General features: G+C 63.2%; 14 protein-coding genes and 1 tRNA gene. 12 read left to right on the top strand and 3 right to left on the bottom strand.

Annotated elements, in window-relative coordinates; translation table 11 throughout:
• Positions 1-89 precede the first annotated feature (89 nt).
• A complete protein-coding gene (gene argH / locus G453_RS0104825) occupies positions 90-1,472 on the top strand; it encodes an argininosuccinate lyase (RefSeq protein ID WP_027190138.1) in 1,383 nt (460 codons plus the stop codon).
• Here the strand turns inward: argH and G453_RS0104820 are convergent.
• A tRNA-Sec gene (locus G453_RS0104820) sits at positions 1,473-1,565 on the bottom strand. It abuts the gene before it with no gap.
• A gap of 118 nt (positions 1,566-1,683) precedes the next feature.
• Here G453_RS0104820 and ftsH point away from each other — a divergent pair.
• The 11 genes from ftsH to G453_RS0104765 all read left to right on the top strand — a co-directional run bounded on the left by ftsH (position 1,684) and on the right by G453_RS0104765 (position 14,024).
• Complete coding sequence (ftsH, locus tag G453_RS0104815) at positions 1,684-3,687, top strand: ATP-dependent zinc metalloprotease FtsH (protein WP_027190137.1); 2,004 nt, start codon at positions 1,684-1,686, stop codon at positions 3,685-3,687.
• A 97-nt stretch (positions 3,688-3,784) separates the two neighbouring features.
• A complete protein-coding gene (gene folP / locus G453_RS0104810; RefSeq protein WP_051271708.1) occupies positions 3,785-4,669 on the top strand; it encodes a dihydropteroate synthase in 885 nt (294 codons plus the stop codon).
• A 67-nt stretch (positions 4,670-4,736) separates the two neighbouring features.
• A complete protein-coding gene (cdaA, locus tag G453_RS0104805; protein WP_235731696.1) occupies positions 4,737-5,525 on the top strand; it encodes a diadenylate cyclase CdaA in 789 nt (262 codons plus the stop codon).
• The gene (locus G453_RS0104800) at positions 5,522-6,415 is read left to right on the top strand and encodes a CdaR family protein (protein WP_027190134.1); all 894 of its coding nucleotides are present in this window, start codon (positions 5,522-5,524) and stop codon (positions 6,413-6,415) included. The genes cdaA and G453_RS0104800 overlap by 4 nt, the downstream gene beginning before the upstream one ends.
• Positions 6,416-6,426: 11 nt before the next feature.
• Positions 6,427-7,779 carry a phosphoglucosamine mutase gene (glmM, locus tag G453_RS0104795; RefSeq protein WP_027190133.1) on the top strand — a complete coding sequence of 451 codons (1,353 nt, stop codon included), beginning with the start codon at positions 6,427-6,429 and terminating at the stop codon, positions 7,777-7,779.
• A 389-nt stretch (positions 7,780-8,168) separates the two neighbouring features.
• Positions 8,169-9,035 (top strand): UTP--glucose-1-phosphate uridylyltransferase GalU, encoded by an 867-nt coding sequence (galU, locus tag G453_RS0104790; RefSeq protein WP_027190132.1) that lies wholly within the window; start codon positions 8,169-8,171, stop codon positions 9,033-9,035.
• A gap of 297 nt (positions 9,036-9,332) precedes the next feature.
• A complete protein-coding gene (gene priA, locus G453_RS0104785; RefSeq protein ID WP_043644394.1) occupies positions 9,333-11,702 on the top strand; it encodes a replication restart helicase PriA in 2,370 nt (789 codons plus the stop codon).
• A 24-nt stretch (positions 11,703-11,726) separates the two neighbouring features.
• The gene (locus G453_RS0104780) at positions 11,727-12,152 is read left to right on the top strand and encodes a hypothetical protein (protein WP_043644392.1); all 426 of its coding nucleotides are present in this window, start codon (positions 11,727-11,729) and stop codon (positions 12,150-12,152) included.
• A 95-nt stretch (positions 12,153-12,247) separates the two neighbouring features.
• Positions 12,248-13,339 carry a hypothetical protein gene (locus G453_RS0104775; protein ID WP_235731695.1) on the top strand — a complete coding sequence of 364 codons (1,092 nt, stop codon included), beginning with the start codon at positions 12,248-12,250 and terminating at the stop codon, positions 13,337-13,339.
• A 14-nt stretch (positions 13,340-13,353) separates the two neighbouring features.
• On the top strand, positions 13,354-13,761 hold the full coding sequence (locus G453_RS22400) for a hypothetical protein (RefSeq protein WP_051271700.1): 408 nt from the start codon (positions 13,354-13,356) through the stop codon (positions 13,759-13,761).
• A gap of 8 nt (positions 13,762-13,769) precedes the next feature.
• The gene (locus tag G453_RS0104765) at positions 13,770-14,024 is read left to right on the top strand and encodes a glycine zipper domain-containing protein (RefSeq protein WP_027190128.1); all 255 of its coding nucleotides are present in this window, start codon (positions 13,770-13,772) and stop codon (positions 14,022-14,024) included.
• A gap of 277 nt (positions 14,025-14,301) precedes the next feature.
• Here the strand turns inward: G453_RS0104765 and G453_RS0104760 are convergent, their stop codons facing one another.
• Entirely contained in the window at positions 14,302-14,733 is a 432-nt protein-coding gene (locus tag G453_RS0104760) for an ACT domain-containing protein (protein WP_027190127.1), read from the bottom strand.
• A gap of 9 nt (positions 14,734-14,742) precedes the next feature.
• Positions 14,743-16,047: a phenylacetate--CoA ligase family protein gene (locus G453_RS0104755; RefSeq protein WP_027190126.1), complete on the bottom strand. Its 1,305-nt coding sequence runs from the start codon at positions 16,045-16,047 to the stop codon at positions 14,743-14,745.
• Positions 16,048-16,155: the final 108 nt, after the last annotated feature.

Here is a 16,155-nt window from a genome sequence, read left to right as displayed (position 1 = left end):
GAGAGGGTGTCCAGAGGGCGAAGCCCTTTGGCCGCCGGAGGCTCTCTTCCAACTACCCACGTCGCCATCAAGCCGGAGGCTCACATACCATGTCTGACAAACCCTGGGGCGGTCGTTTCACCGAACCCACTTCCAAGATAGTCGAACGCTATACCGGCTCGGTTCGTTTCGATCAGGCTCTCTACGCCCAGGACATCGCCGGTTCCAAGGCCCACGCCCGGATGCTGGCCAAGCAGGGCGTCATCAGCCAGGACGAGGCCAGGAAGATCGTCGGCGGCCTGGACATCATCCTGAATGACATCCACGAAGGCCGGTTCGTCTGGAAGGACGAACTGGAAGACGTGCACATGAACATCGAGGCGCGCCTGACCGAGATGATCGGCGACGCCGGGCGCAAGCTGCACACCGGGCGCTCCCGCAACGATCAGGTCTGCCTGGATTTCCGCCTGTTCGTGAGCGCACGGCTCGAAGTCTGGAGCGAACTGCTGGCCGCGCTGGTGAAGGTGCTGTCGGAGCGCGCCGAAGAGCACGTGGAGACCATCCTGCCGGGTTACACCCACATGCAGCCCGCCCAGCCCGTGAGCCTGGGGCACCACCTGCTGGCCTACGCCTGGATGTTCAAGCGCGACCATGAGCGCTGCCAGGACGCGCTGAAGCGCTCTGCGGTGTCTCCGCTTGGGGCTGCGGCCCTGGCCGGGACGACCTTTCCCCTGGACCCCAAGGCCGTGGCCGACGAACTGGGCCTTTTCGGCACCTTCGGCAACAGCCTGGACGCCGTGTCCGACCGGGATTTCGCCCTCGAGGCGCTGTTCGTGGGCACCACGGTGATGATGCACCTGTCTCGCCTGTGCGAGGAGCTCATCATCTGGGCCAACCCCAACTTCGGGTACGTGGCCCTGCCGGATGCCTATGCAACGGGCAGTTCCATCATGCCCCAGAAGAAGAATCCGGACGTGGCCGAGCTCATGCGCGGCAAGACGGGCAGGGTGTACGGGGCGCTTTTCACGCTGATGACCATCATGAAGGGGTTGCCTCTGGCCTACAACAGGGACATGCAGGAAGACAAAGAGCCGTTTTTCGACGCAGACCGGACGGTCAGCGATTCTTTGGCCATCATGGCCGAGATGATGAAGGTGATGGGCTTCAGGCCGGAGCGCATGCGCCAGGCGCTGAAGCTGGGCTTTTTGAACGCCACGGAGTTGGCCGACTATCTGGCCGCCAAGGGCGTTCCGTTCCGGGAGGCGCACCACGTGGCCGGTTCGGCGGTGGCCCTGGCCGAGAAGTCGGGCAGGGGGCTTGAGGAACTGACCCTGGCTGAATTGCAGGGACTCTGCGCCCAGATCGGCCCGGACGTGGCCGAGATATTGACGTATGAGGCGGCCATGCGGCGGCGCAATACGTCAGGCGGCACCTCGCCCGAACGGGTGAAGGAGCAGATCGGGACGCTTGAGGGCTGGCTTGCGGGGCTGTGATGGCGGAAGCGTATAGGAGTCGAACCTACCGGCGGGTATGAGCCGCCCAACGGTTTTGAAGACCGTGCGCCACACCGGTGACGATACGCTTCCAGCCGGGTGAAGGGGGCTTGTAACCTTAACAGCTCATGAATTCAACTGCGGCGAATGGACAGCCCGGTTTGGAAGTGTTACTCAGACCGCTGGGGGAAACCCCCACGGAGGAATCGACTTGAATAATTTCACCAAGAATTTAGGCATTTGGGCTGTCATCTGTATCGTGATGATTGTCCTGTTCAACCTGTTGAACCAACAGCCTGTTCAGTCTTCCAAGCTCCCTTATTCCGACTTCCTCAAGAAGGCGACTTCGGGCCAGCTTGAGTCCGTTCGCATTCAGGGACACCGCATCGACGGTCTCACTACGGAGAAGGAGCGCTTCTCCACCTATGCGCCTTCGGACCCCACACTGGTCAAGACGCTCATCGACAACAAGGTCCAGGTGCGCGCCGAACCGGAAGAGGAATCCCCCTGGTACGTATCCGTCCTGGTCTCCTGGTTCCCCATGCTGCTGCTTATCGGCGTGTGGATCTTCTTCATGCGCCAGATGCAGGGCGGCGGCGGCAAGGCCATGAGCTTTGGCCGTTCCCGCGCGCGCCTCATCAACCAGGACAGCCAGCGCGTCACCTTCCAGGATGTGGCAGGCGTGGACGAAGCCAAGGAGGAACTGGCCGAGATCGTGCAGTTCCTGTCCGACCCCAAGAAATTCACCCGCCTGGGCGGGCGCATCCCCAAGGGCGTGCTGTTGGTCGGCTCGCCCGGCACCGGCAAGACCCTGCTGGCGCGGGCCGTGGCTGGTGAGGCGGGCGTGCCCTTCTTCTCCATCTCCGGCTCCGACTTCGTGGAGATGTTCGTGGGCGTGGGCGCTGCCCGCGTGCGCGACCTGTTCACCCAGGGCAAGAAAAACGCCCCCTGCCTCATCTTCATCGACGAAATCGACGCCGTGGGCCGTCAGCGCGGCGCTGGCCTGGGCGGCGGTCACGACGAGCGCGAACAGACCTTGAACCAGCTCCTGGTGGAAATGGACGGCTTCGAGTCCAACGAAGGCGTCATCCTCATCGCGGCCACCAACCGCCCGGACGTCCTGGACCCGGCGCTCCTGCGGCCTGGCCGTTTCGACCGCCAGGTGGTGGTTCCCGCCCCTGACGTTCGCGGTCGCAAGCGCATCCTGGAAGTGCACACCCGCCGCACCCCCGTGGACAAGTCGGTGGACCTGGATGTGCTGGCCAAGGGAACGCCCGGCTTCTCCGGCGCGGACCTCGAGAACCTGGTGAACGAGGCGGCGCTTTCAGCCGCCAAACTGAACCGCGACCGCCTGCTGATGGCCGACTTCGAAATGGCCAAGGACAAGGTCCTCATGGGCAAGGAGCGCCGCAGCCTCATCCTCTCGGACGAGGAAAAGCGTACCACCGCCTACCACGAGGCCGGACACGCCCTGGTGGCCAAGCTCATCAAGGGGTCCGACCCCGTGCACAAGGTGTCCATCATCCCGCGCGGCCGCGCCCTGGGCGTGACCATGCAACTGCCCGAGGACGATCGCCACACCTATTCCAAGGTGTTCCTCACCGACACCATCGTCATGCTCATGGGCGGGCGGGTGGCCGAGGAGCTGGTGCTCGACCAGCTGACCACGGGCGCTGGCAACGACATCGAACGCGCCACGGGCATGGCCCGCAAGATGGTCTGCAAATGGGGCATGAGCGAGAAGCTCGGCCCGCTGTCCTACGGCGAGAAGGACGAGGAGATCTTCCTGGGCCGCGACATGGTGGCCCACAAGAACTTCAGCGAGGACACTTCCCGCCAGATCGACATGGAAGTGCGCGCCATCGTTGAGGGCTGCCACGCCCGCGCCAAGCAGTTGCTCACCGATAACCTTGAGCACCTCCACGCCATCGCCAAGGCGCTCCTGGAGCGCGAGACCATCAGCGGCGCGGAAATCGACATGCTGCTCAAGGGCGAGACGCTGCCTCCGGTGGAAATCCAGGCGGACGTGCCCAAGGATATGGGGTCCGCCTCCGAGACTCCCAAGCCTGAAGCTGGCGCTCCCGATGCGGCCCAGGCCTCCGAGAATACGCCTTCGGCTCCGAAGGCTGCCCCCGAGGCTCCCAAGGAGGCTGGTCAGGAAGGCGAGGGCGAGGCCACGGGCGATAAACCCGCAGAAGGCCCCAAATCCTCCTGATCGGCTTCGGAAAAGCACGGCAGGTGGGCGCGATGGGACGATACATGGCCTCTGTGCCTGGCTTCACCCGCAACACAGGTCTTTGGCCGTTTTGTACATGACGAAACGAAACGCACGCCTCGGACGAGACGATATCCGCCCCGCCAACGGGGTTGCTTGGACCGTAAAAGGGGGGAGGGTCTTGGGACCCGCCCCCTTTCTTGTGATGGGCATCGTCAACGTCACTCCTGATTCCTTCTCCGACGGCGGCCTCTTACTTGATCCTGCCCAGGCGCTGCAACACGCCCTGAGCCAGATGCACCAAGGCGCGGCCATCGTGGACGTGGGCGGCGAATCAACCCGTCCCTTTTCTGACCCGGTCACGGAAGCCGAGGAGCTTCGCCGCGTGCTGCCGGTGGTCGAGGCCATCCTGAGGGAACGCCCCGACGCAGCCGTGTCCGTGGACACCTACAAGGCTGAGGTTGCGGCTCGTGCCCTTGCGTCTGGAGCACTTATCGTCAACGACGTGTCAGCCTGCCGCTTCGACCCGCAGCTTCTGGACGTCCTGGTCCAGCACAAACCCGGCTACGTGCTCATGCACTCCCAGGGTACGCCCAAGACCATGCAGGTGGAGCCTCGCTACGACGACGTCGTGGCCGAAGTGCTGGATTTCTTCGAGAAGAACCTCGCCCGGTTGGTCCGGGCCGGGTTGCCCGAGGATCGTGTCGTGCTGGACCCCGGCGTCGGGTTTGGCAAGAACATCGAGCATAATATCCAGCTTATCCAGAGGGTTGATACTTTTTCCTCATTGGGGAGACCGGTGCTTATGGGACTTTCCAACAAATCTTTCCTGGGCGCGCTCACGGGCCAGGATGTGGGAGGGCGCGGCCCCGCCACACAGGTGGCCACGGCCCTGAGCCACACCCACGGGGCGCGGATTCACCGCGTTCACCAGGTGGCGCAGGCGGTCGAGGCCCTGGTCCTGGCGGAGGCCCTGTGCTGAGACCGGCTACCCCATCCTGCCTGTGTGGCGTTCGATCCGATTCTTCGCCGTTACCCCGGAGAATGCCATGCTGATGGAGAAGCTCCGTCCTTTCTTGGACAACCTCCCGGCATTTCTCCCGCTCGGCTGGCGGGAGCTTCTGGACATCACGCTTGTGGCCGTGCTGTTCTACCGGGTTATCCTGCTGGTGCAGGGGACCCGTGCGGTGTCGGTCATCCACGGCATCCTGGTGGTGCTTCTCGCTTATTATCTTTCGGGCGAATTCGGCCTGTTCACCCTGCATTGGCTCCTGGCCAACTTCCTTGGGTCGTTCTTCCTGGTGGTGGTCATTCTCTTTCAGGCGGACCTCCGCAAGGCCCTGGCCCAGGTGGGCCTGCGCTGGTTCGGCAGCCGCTCCCGCAGCCGCGACGCCGGAACCGCCCAGGCCCTCTGCGAGTCGTTGCGCACGCTGGCCCATGCCCGCATCGGCGCGCTGGTGGTCCTGGAGCGGGGCATCCTGCTGGGCGATCTGACCGCGCGCGGCGTGGAACTCTCGACCAAATTGACCGCCGATATCCTGCTGACCATCTTCAACCGGGAAAGCCCCCTGCACGACGGCGCGCTGATCGCGCGCGGCGACCAGGTGGTCGCGGTGGCCTGCATTCTGCCCCTGGCTTCGTATCAGGCCCTGCCAGCCTCCTTCGGCACCCGGCACCGTGCTGCGGTGGGCGTCACCGAAGAGACGGACGCCCTGGCCCTGGTCGTTTCCGAGGAACGCGGCGAGATCAGGGCCGCGTCGGCGGGCAAACTCACTGAACCGCTGGACGATTCGGCGCTTTTGGCCCTTTTGCGGGCCAAATGGGTGGGGCGTTCATGAACTCTCACTGGCATTACCGGGCGCTGGCCCTTTTGCTTGCGCTTCTTTCCTGGTATCTGGTCATAGGCAGGGAACGCGTGGACACGTGGTTCCAGGTGAAGATCGAGACCGCCGGGCTGGCCGACGGGCTTGTGTTGCGAGGCGTGCCGCGCGAATACTTGGATGTCCTGGTGCACGGTCCCAAGGGGCTGGTCAGGAAGATCGAGCCGGGCGCCCTGGTCTACACGCTGGATGCGCGTAAGCTGGTTCCGGGCCTGAACACCATCGTGATCGAGCCGGACGCCATCCCGCTCTCCAAGCTGTTCGAGGTGACCGAGATCCGCCCCTCCAAGCTTGAAATAGCGGTAGAAAGGCGCATATCCAAGACGGTTCCGGTGCGCATGGTCTTCCGCGAGGGGCTCAAGCGCGACTACAAGCTCTCCGGACATCTCGAACCGGCCCAGGTTACGGTTTCCGGGCCGGAATCACTGGTCCGGGAGATGACCGACGTTTCCATACAGGCCCTGGGGCTTCCCGACGACAGCTCCGGCCAGTTCGAGACCTTGGCGAACGTGGTGTCTCCCGATCAGGTCGAGGCGTCTCCCCGCGTGGTTAAGGCCCAGGTGGCCTACCAGCTGAACACCCGCGAGGTTGCGGTGGACGTGCCGGTGCGCATCGTCTCCCACGAAAGAACGGGAGTGAGCGTTTCGCCGGAAGTGGTGATGCTGCGCTTCAAGGCGCCGCTGTCGCTTTTGCGTGAAGGCGCATGGCGGGGTCTGCTGGACGCCTTCGTTGAAATTGATTCCAAGGCGGCTCCCGGCCGCCATGAAGTGACATACCGCGTGACCCTGCCGCAGGGTTGCGAGCTTATTCAGGCCCGGCCCGAGAAAGTCGCTGTGCTGATCAAATGACAGGAGACGAGATGAATAAACGCCTTTTCGGAACTGACGGATTGCGCGGACAGGTGAACATCCACCCCATGACTCCCGAAGTGGCCCTGCGTCTCGGGCTTGCGGCGGGAGCGCACTTTCGCAACGGAAGTGGCCGCCACAAAGTGGTCATCGGCAAGGATACCCGCCTTTCCGGCTACATTTTCGAGTACGCGCTGTCCTCGGGCTTTTGCGCCTCCGGCATGGATGTGTTCCTGGTGGGGCCGCTGCCCACCCCGGCCATCGCCTTCCTTACGCGGTCCATGCGGGCCGATGTGGGCGTGGTGATCTCCGCGTCGCACAACCCTTACATGGACAACGGTATCAAGTTCTTCGACCGACACGGCTTCAAGCTGCCGGACGAGGCGGAGGATCGCATCGCCCAGCGGGTCATGGCCGACTGCTGCGACTGGGAATACCCCGCGCCCGAGGAAGTGGGCCGCGCCTTCAAGATCCAGGACAGCCCGGGCCGTTACAACGTGTACCTCAAGTCCACCATCCCCGCGGAGCTCAAGTTCGACGGCCTGAAGATCGTGCTGGACTGCGCCAACGGCGCGGCCTACCGCGTGTCGCCGCTCATCTTCGAGGAACTCGGGGCCACGGTGATCAAGCTCGGCGTCGAGCCCGACGGCAAGAACATCAACCGCAAGGTCGGTTCGCTCTATCCCAACGTCACCGCGCAGATGGTGCGCGAGACCGGCGCGGACATCGGCATCGCCCTGGACGGCGACGCAGACCGGGTGATCGTGGTGGACGAGAAGGGCAACGTGCTGGACGGCGACCAGATCATGGCCATCTGCGCCCTGGACCTGATGGAGAAGGGAGAGCTGCCGGGCAACCTCCTGGTGTCCACCGTGATGAGCAACATGGCCCTGGAGGTGTTCATGGAGGAGCGCGGCGGGCGGCTGCTGCGCACCAACGTCGGCGACCGCTACGTGTTCGAGGCCATGCAGCGCGAGGGCGCGGTGCTTGGCGGCGAACAGTCCGGGCACATCATCTTCAAGAACCACGCGACCACCGGCGACGGCACCCTGGCCGCCCTGCAACTCATCCGCATCATGCTGGAGCGGGGCAAGCCGCTCTCCGAGCTGGCGCACCTCCTGGAACCGTACCCGCAGGTGCTGGTGAACGTGCACGTGGAGCGCAAGATCCCCTTCGAGCAGGCCCCGGCGGTCATGGAGGCCGTCAAGGACGCCGAAGCCTCCCTGTGCGGCAAGGGGCGGGTGCTGCTGCGCTATTCCGGCACGGAGTCCGTGGCCCGCATCATGGTGGAGGGCTGCGATTCGACTCAGGTGAAATCCCTGGCCGACTCCCTGGTCGGGACGCTCAAGGAACATTTGCGCTAGTGTCGCGTCCCTGAAAAACATAATAATCAGGGATGTATTTTGAGGACGCCACACGAGCGCCGACAGTGGCGGGCGAATGACGGTGCGGCGCGGTGGGCGTGTTGCGCCGGGTATGGAGCCGGACAAGAAGTCGGCCAAGACGTCGGGCTGTACCCTGAACGCACTGGCCCGCATGGTGAACGGTCATGTTCGCACAGTGTGACTTTTGCCAGACGCCGCCGGGCGTTCGCCATTTTCGCTGGACATTTCAGGCGATTCTCCTAAACTTGACCGTTGGATAAAGGGTACGCCCTGTTCCAACCTGTGGAGAATACAGCAATTTCGCGTTGATAAGCGCCAGTTTGCGAGTGCGGCGTCCCGAATGCGCCTCGCCGTCAAGGAGAAGGGCCATGGAGATCACGAAAGTCGTCGTTCCTGTTGCTGGCTGGGGCACCCGGTCGCTTCCGGCCACCAAGAACGTTCCCAAGGAGATGCTCCCCATCTTCAAGAAACCGGTGGTGCAATACATCGTCGAGGAGGCCCAGGCGGCCGGACTCAAGGATGTGGTGTTCATCACCAACCGCAACAAGACCATCATCGAAGACCACTTCGACTACAACCTGGCGCTGGAAACCCTTCTGGAGAGCTCCGGCAAGACCGAGTTGCTGAACACTGTGCGCCAGACCGCCGAGATGGCCAACATCATCACCGTGCGCCAGAAGAAGCAGCTGGGCCTGGGCCACGCCGTGCTCTGCGCCAAGGAAGTCGTCAAGAACGAGCCCTTTGCCGTCATGGTGGGCGACGACCTGATGTTCAGCATGGAGCCGGGCATCAAGCAGCTCATAAACGTCGCCCAGTCCGAGCACATGCCCGTGGTCGGCGTCATGGAAGTGCCTGCGGACAAGGTCTCCAGCTACGGCATCATCGAAGCCGAGGAGTTCTCCTCCGGTCTGTACCGCGTGCGCGACCTTGTGGAAAAGCCCAAGCCCAGCGAGGCACCGTCCAAGCTGGCCATCGTCGGGCGCTACGTGCTCTTCCCGGACATCTTCGAGCATTTGGAAGCGCTCAAACCCAACAAGGACGGCGAGTATCAGCTCACCGACGCCCTCAAGGGCCTAGCCAAGAACGGCCGCCTGCTGGCCGTCAAGATTCGTGGTCAGCGCTTCGACGCTGGCGACTGGGTGGACTACCTGGCCGCCAACATCTACTTCGCCCTGCAGGACGAAGAACTGCGCTATCCGCTGATCTCCAAGCTGCGCGACTTCATGCCCGTCTAATCATCGGGATCGTTTGATTTGCAAAGCGCCGCTTGCCAACCCCGGCGAGCGGCGCTTTACTTTGAGAGCCGGGCTCCGCCCGGACCCGGCAGGGCGCTGCCCTGCACCCGCCAGGGGGATGATCCCCCTGGCCCCTCAGTGGGCTTCGCGTCATAATCCGTCACAATTGTCGAATAACGACGCGAAGCTACTTAAATGTTTTTGAAGGAGAGTCCAGAGAGGAAACTTTTTTCCAAAAAGTTTCCTCTCTGGCCGCCGGAGGCATCTTCTGTCTTCCCACAATCGTTCGGCATCACAATGACATCTCCATCTCGCCCCTTGCTGCGCGTAGCGCTCCTTTCACCGCCGTTTGCGGCGCTTACCTATTCGCTGCCCGAGCACTTCTCCGGCTGGGACTTCCCTGCGGGCCTTCGGGTCGCGGTTCCCATGGGCAGGTCCGTGCGCGCTGGGGTGGTGCTCGGCCCGGCGGACGCAATGCCCGAGGGCATCGAGGCGAAAGACATCATCTGGCCACTGGAGCTTTCGCCGCTGCTCACTCCGTCCTACGTCACCCTGGCGGAAAATCTGGCCTCGCGCCAGATGGCCCACGTCGGCCAGGTGCTCGCCACGCTTTTGCCTGCGGGGCTCAAGCTGGCCAAGGCCACCTTGTCCTTCCGGCACGGCGGGAAAAAGTTAAAGTATCCATTGAGCAAATTGATCGAGGCTCCGGTTGCGCCAGCCGAACTGGCCGTTGCCTGGCGCGGCGGCGAGGCGCTCCTGTCGGTGAGCGCTGCCGAGGCCGAGCCAGCCTACCGCTTGCTGGTGGACCCGCCCTGGCCGGTGCGCCCGGCTGCGTCTGCCCAACTGGCCGCGCTGGAAATGCTGTTCACGCGCGGACAGGCCACGCCGTCGCAACTGCGCGAGGCGCTTGGGCCGGGCATCAGCCAGGCGCTCAAGACCCTGGAAGGCAAGGGGCACATCATCCTGGGACCACCGCCCGAGGAACCTGACGAAGAGCTGATCCCGGTGGAGCCCGAGGAGCGCCCGCCGCTTACTGAAGGCCAGCAGGCCGCCTTTGACGAGCTCGTGCCGCTGATCGCGTCCGAGACGGGCGGGGAGAGGCTGGTTCATGGCGTTACCGGAAGCGGCAAGACCCGCCTGTATTTCGAGCTGGCCGCAAAGACCTTGAAGCAGGGGCGCTCGGTTATGCTCCTGGCTCCGGAAGTGGCTCTGGCCTCTGCCCTGCGCGACCGGGCGCGGGCCTGGTTCGGCTTCGATCCGGTGTATTCCCACGGCTACCAGTCACCCGTTCGGCGCGAACGCACCTTCCGGGAATCCGCCCAATCGCGTTCGGCGCGCCTGATCGTGGGCACGCGCTCGGCGCTCTTTCTGCCCGCACCAAACCTGGGGCTGATCATACTGGACGAGGAGCATGACGCTTCTTTCAAGCAGGACGAGCGCCTGCCGTATCAGGCCAAGGAAGTGGCATATTACCGTGCCCGCCAGGACAAGGCTCTGTTGCTGCTGGGATCGGCCACGCCGGACGTGAAGACGTATCAGTCCGCACTTGAAGGCGTAACGCCCATGGTTGTCATGCCCAGCCGGGCCGGGGCAGGGCGTCTGCCGGAAGTGGAGCTTGTGGATCTCGTGCCGCGCGACAAGGCCGTGCAGCTGGCCGGACGCCTGGACAAGGGCGGCGCGGGCCTCCTGACCGAGCGGGCCGTCATGGAACTGGGGGAAACCCTGGCGCGCGGCGATCAAGCCATGATCCTGCTCAACAGGCGCGGGTATTCGCCGCTTATTTTCTGCCTGGACTGCGAGCAGGTGCTGCGCTGTCCCAGTTGCGAGGTGTCGCTCACGTATCACAAGGGACGCGAGCGGCTGGTGTGCCACTATTGCGGGCAGAGCTTCGGCTTTCCGCGCCCGTGCGGCTCCTGTGGAGGGTGCAACTTCCTGCCCATGGGGGAGGGGACGGAACTGCTGGAAGAGCAGCTCTGCGCGGTGCTGCCCTCGGAGACGTGCGTGGCCCGGCTGGACCGCGACGTGGCCCGGCGCGCCGGAAAGGCCGAGTCCATCCTGGGGGATTTCGCCCAGGGCCGCTCCCAGGTGCTGGTGGGCACGCAGATGCTCACCAAGGGGCACGACTTCCCGGACGTCACCCTTGTGGTTGTGGCCGACGGCGACATGGGGCTGAACATGCCGGACTACCGGGCCGGGGAGCGCAGCTTCCAGATGCTGGTGCAGGTGGCCGGGCGGGCCGGGCGCGGCGAAAAGCCGGGCAGGGTGCTCATCCAGACCCGCAACCAGCACGATCCGTTCTGGAATCTGGTGCGAAACGCCGATTATACGGGGTTCTTCGCCCAGGAAATCGAAAAACGGCGCAAGTACTCCTATCCGCCCTTCGTGAAGCTCGGGCTAGTGCGGGCCAGCTACCCGCGCGACTACGAGATGGGGCAGGAGGACATGACCGAGCTGGCCCGCGCCCTGCGCGGCGTTCCGGGCGTGCGTGTGCTTGGGCCTGCGCCTGCGCCCATCGCCGTGGTGCGCGACCGGCGGCGCTTCAACTGCCTGCTGAAGGCGGCGGACTGGCCGTCGATCCGCCAGAGCTACGCCCAGGCCCTGCGGGTGCTGGGATCGTCCACCAAGCTGCGGCTCCAGCTGGACCTGGATCCGGTGGATATGATGTGACGCAAGCCCAGGAGGAGGGTGGCCGTGGAGATGTTTCTGTACCGTCTGGCAAGCTGGCTCATCGGCATGGCATTCGCCACGACAGTGTTGGCATTGCTGGTGAGACTGGCAGCGCGGGTTCTTTTCGCCTTCCGACCGTCATTCATGCGATCGCTGGGGGCGCTCTTGAGTGCCAACCTGTCGGGCGTGCTTATGAACGCCGGTGTCGTGCTGTCGGTTTCCCTCGGACTTGGCGAGTTTGCCATCTGGGCGATGGGGCTTGTGATGCTGGCCGGTGGATTCCTTCTTGCGTCCTACGTCCTTGGCAGGGGATGTGACGTGGAGAGTGGGGAAATACTGGGATTTAGGAGGGCGATGGCGGTCCTTGCCGTGGGGACTGTTCTGCCATTTCTTCTGTTGGCTCTCGTGTCCGTGGCTGGAACATTCCTCACGGGAGGCGTGTCGCCCTGAACGGGTGAATCAATCAAAGGCTGGCAAAACCCCGTTGGACAATCCGCCTGAAAAGGGTATTACCTCAAAACGAAGAGTTCACATTCGAGAGAGGTATGCCGATGGTCGATTTCAAGCAAAACGATGATTCCGTCCTGCTGGCTGCGGTGGACCACATCCGGGAACAGCGCCGCGCCGCAGGGTTGCAGGGGCTGGTCGGCGGGCTGGAGGCGGTGGTCATCTCCACCGAGTCGCAGAATTTCCTTCCGGCGGTGAGCGGGCTCCTTTCCACCACTGGTCACGACATCGCCCGGTCCTACACGAGGGGTAAGCGGGACGTGTGCCTGCTCTCCCAGGAAGGCTCCGCAGACCTTATCGTCATGACCCGCAAGGGCGAGGCGAATCCGTTCCTGCCCTTCAACAAGGGCGCAAAGACCGATGCCATCCCCAACACCCGCCTGGAGACCTTCGTCTTCAAGTGCCCGGACGTGAAGGAATACGTCGCGCTCCAGAAGAAGCGCGGCACCGTCTTCCAGGACGACCAGATCTACGACACGCCGAACTTCCTTTACGCGCAGACCATGCCCTCGCGCTTCACGGGCAACTCGGTGGGTGTGGTCCAGTGGAAGCATTCGGAATCGGACTGGCAGTCGCCCGAGTGCAAGCCGCTGGATCTCGGGCTGAAGAAGCCGAACCATCCCTTCCTGGTAAACATCAAGGAGCTTGATCACGTGGCCACCCGCGTGCGCGCCGAGGAGCGCGACGCCGCCATCCTGGAGTTCATGGAGCTCACCAGCTACGACTTCGCCTTCGCGGTGTACGTGGAGTTCCTGAACTCCATCACCAACGTGGCGCGCCTCTCGCAAGACGACTACGCCCAGGTGTTCACCTCGGGCATCGCGCCGTTCACCACGCCTGAATCGTCCGGCCCCACCGAACTCTTCATCCACAACTACGGGGCGCGCAGCCATCACATGGCTTTCACCACCGAGAACATCGAACCCACCATCGACGCTTTAAAAGCCGAAGGGGTCGGGTTCCTGTCCGATCTGGTGGGTTCGCGCGAAGAGGGGCTGAAGCAGGTGTTCACCAAGATGAACCCGCACACGCTCCTGGTAAACGAGTACATCCATCGCTACGACGGCTTTGACGGGTTTTTCACCAAGTCGAACGTGACACTGCTCACGGAATCGACACGGAACCAATAACTCGGAGGTTTGTGATGGCATTCGAACGCATCAAAATCCTGGCCGTGCTTCTGGGCGTGTTCTTCCTGGCTGCGTCGGCCCCTGAGCGTGCGCAAGCCCAGGAACTTAGTTTTCCGGTGATAACCGGCGAGAACTGGATGAACGCCACTCCTGACGAACGTTTGGCCTTCATCGCTGGACTTACGACCATGATCGAGATGGAAAAGGAAGTGCAGGGCATAAGCCCCCTGACCGAACAGCGCAGCCTGATCCCCGCGTGGGTGAAGGGGCTGTCGCGCTTCAAACTGAAGGACATCGTGACCGCACTTGACGATGTGTTCAAGAAAAAGCCGGAGCTGAAGTCCAAGCCGGTGGTCGAGGTTCTGTGGTACGAAGTGGCCTTCCCCGAAGAAGTGGCCCTTCCCAAAACGATCAAGAAGTAGGTGACGAAATGAGCAAATCCATAGCGGCCGGTGTCCTGGCCATGTCTCTGCTGTTTGGCGGCGCGTGCACCAATATGACCAAAACCCAGCAGGGGGCACTGAGCGGCGCGGCCATAGGCGCTGGCGCAGGTGCTGGAATCGCGGCCATTTCCGGGGGTTACGTGGGCGTGGGCGCGGCGATCGGCGGCGCACTCGGCGGGTTGGCCGGCGGTCTGTACGGCAACGAGCAGGAAAAGAAGAGCAAAAGCAAGAGCAAACAATAGCACATCGTCCAGGCCTCGGGACAAGCTTGACCCAGTCTTGGCGGCCTTTGTAATGAAAATCACGCCCGTTTTCGGAGTTCTTCCGAAAACGGGCGCGATTTATTCTACGCTAAGCAGTCAAATAATGCCTGCCCCCCTATCTGGGTGTCCAGAGGGCGACCCAATTCCGCAGGATAGCGGAATTGGGCGCTGCTTGCAGCGCCCGAAGGGCAAGGGCCAGGACGGCCCGAGTCATCCCTTTGACCGCCGGAGGCTTCATCGCCTCCGGCTCGAAACGCTACAAATTGTACAGCACGTCTCCGGGAATGACCTTGATGCCCTTCTGGCCGAACAGCTCGATGGCCTGATCGGTCTTGTCGAAGCGGAAGACGATTATGGCCGTCTTGGCGCTCTGCTGGACGAAGGCGTACATGTACTCCACGTTGACTCCGCCCTGTGACAAGATCTGCAGGATCTGGTTCAGGCCGCCCGGATGGTCGTCCACTTCCACGGCCACCACGGAGGTGCGCCCCACGGTGAAGCCGTTCTCCTTCAAGGCCTTCTTGGCCTTCTCGTGGTCGGAGACGATCAGTCGCAGGATGCCGAAATCCGAGGTGTCCGCCAGGGACAGCGCGCGGATGCTCACCTGGTTTTCGGCCAGGATGCGGGTGACTTCCTCCAGGCGTCCGGCCCGGTTCTCCAGGAAGATGGATATCTGTTCGACTTTCATGGGTTCCCCCTAGTTGGGCTTGCGTAGGTCGAGAATGCGCTTGGCCTTGCCCTCGGAGCGCTGGATGCTGCGCGGCTCCACCAGCTTCACCTGCGCGGTGACGCCCAGGTAATCCTTGATGTTCTTGACTATCTTGCCTTCGATGCGTTGTAAAATCTTGATTTCGTCCGAGAAGAGCTTCTCGTCCACTTCCACCTGCACTTCCAGGGTGTCCAGGTTGGCCTCGCGCTTGATCACCAGCAGGTAGTGCGGAGCCAGGCCCTCGGTCTCCAGCAGGATGGATTCGATCTGGCTGGGGAACACGTTCACGCCCCGGATGATGAGCATGTCGTCGGAGCGGCCCATCATGCGGTGCACGCGGGCGGTGGTGCGCCCGCAGCGGCAGGGGACCACGTCCAGCCGGGTTATGTCGCGGGTGCGATAGCGGATGAGCGGCTGGGCTTCCTTGGTGAGGGTGGTGATGACCAGCTCGCCGATCTCGCCGGGAGGGAGTACTTCGCAGGTTTCGGGATCGATGATTTCCACCAGGAAGTGGTCTTCCATGATGTGCAGGCCCTTCTGGGCGATGTTGCACTCGATGCCCACGCCCGGCCCCATGATCTCGGAGAGGCCGTAGATGTCCAGGGCCGTGATGCCCATCTTGTCCTCGATGTCGCGGCGCATCTCTTCAGTCCAGGGTTCCGCGCCGAAGATGCCGGTCTTCAGGGGCAGGTCCTTGATGTCGATGCCCGCTTCCTGCGCGGCCTCGTACAGAACCAGGGCGTAGGAGGGGGTGGAGCAGAGCACCGTGGGCCCGAAGTCCTTCATGAGCATCACCTGGCGCTTGGTGCCGCCGCCTGAAATCGGCACGATGGTCGCGCCCAGTTCCTCGGCGCCGTAATGCGCTCCAAGGCCGCCCGTGAACAGGCCGTAGCCGTAGGCGTTGTGGATGATGTCCTTGGGCGAGGCCCCGGAGGCAACGAAGCAGCGGGCCATGAGCCTGGCCCAGTTGCGCACGTCGCGGTTGGTATAGCCCACCACAGTGGACTTGCCCGTGGTGCCGGAGGAAGCATGGATGCGCACCACGTTCTCCTTGGGCACCGCGAACATGCCGAAGGGGTAGTGGTTGCGCAGGTCCTGCTTCTCGGTGAAGGGCAGAAGCTTCAGGTCGGCCAGGGTGCGGATGTCCGAGGGTTTCACGCCCATGTCGTCGAACTTCTGGCGATAGAAGCCGACGTTGGCGTGAACACGTTCCACAAGCGACTTGAGCCGCCTGAGTTGCAGGGCTTCCAGGTCCTCCCTGGGCAGGGTTTCCATCTCGACATCATAGATCATAGGGGCGTCACCTCCGTCGTTTGCGCGTGAGGTGATTCCTGCCTGACGGCGCATGTTTCCGTCAACATCCAGAACGCGGACATCGTGCGCCCAAAGTGGGCACTTTGC

Source organism: Fundidesulfovibrio putealis DSM 16056 (genome assembly GCF_000429325.1).
Lineage (GTDB): Bacteria > Desulfobacterota > Desulfovibrionia > Desulfovibrionales > Desulfovibrionaceae > Fundidesulfovibrio > Fundidesulfovibrio putealis.
Note: the sequence above shows the minus strand (reverse complement) of the source record. Positions and strands in the feature narration are given on the sequence as shown.

Excerpts from the sequence above, each read along its gene's own strand:
- folP (WP_051271708.1), top strand. The coding sequence starts at position 3,785 with ATGACGAAACGAAACGCACGCCTCGGACGAGACGATATCCGCCCCGCC.
- G453_RS0104755 (WP_027190126.1), bottom strand. The coding sequence starts at position 16,047 with ATGATCTATGATGTCGAGATGGAAACCCTGCCCAGGGAGGACCTGGAA.
- G453_RS0104775 (WP_235731695.1), top strand. The coding sequence starts at position 12,248 with ATGCCGATGGTCGATTTCAAGCAAAACGATGATTCCGTCCTGCTGGCT.
- glmM (WP_027190133.1), top strand. The coding sequence starts at position 6,427 with ATGAATAAACGCCTTTTCGGAACTGACGGATTGCGCGGACAGGTGAAC.
- G453_RS0104760 (WP_027190127.1), bottom strand. The coding sequence starts at position 14,733 with ATGAAAGTCGAACAGATATCCATCTTCCTGGAGAACCGGGCCGGACGC.
- G453_RS22400 (WP_051271700.1), top strand. The coding sequence starts at position 13,354 with ATGGCATTCGAACGCATCAAAATCCTGGCCGTGCTTCTGGGCGTGTTC.
- G453_RS0104765 (WP_027190128.1), top strand. The coding sequence starts at position 13,770 with ATGAGCAAATCCATAGCGGCCGGTGTCCTGGCCATGTCTCTGCTGTTT.
- priA (WP_043644394.1), top strand. The coding sequence starts at position 9,333 with ATGACATCTCCATCTCGCCCCTTGCTGCGCGTAGCGCTCCTTTCACCG.
- galU (WP_027190132.1), top strand. The coding sequence starts at position 8,169 with ATGGAGATCACGAAAGTCGTCGTTCCTGTTGCTGGCTGGGGCACCCGG.
- argH (WP_027190138.1), top strand. The coding sequence starts at position 90 with ATGTCTGACAAACCCTGGGGCGGTCGTTTCACCGAACCCACTTCCAAG.
- cdaA (WP_235731696.1), top strand. The coding sequence starts at position 4,737 with ATGCTGATGGAGAAGCTCCGTCCTTTCTTGGACAACCTCCCGGCATTT.
- G453_RS0104800 (WP_027190134.1), top strand. The coding sequence starts at position 5,522 with ATGAACTCTCACTGGCATTACCGGGCGCTGGCCCTTTTGCTTGCGCTT.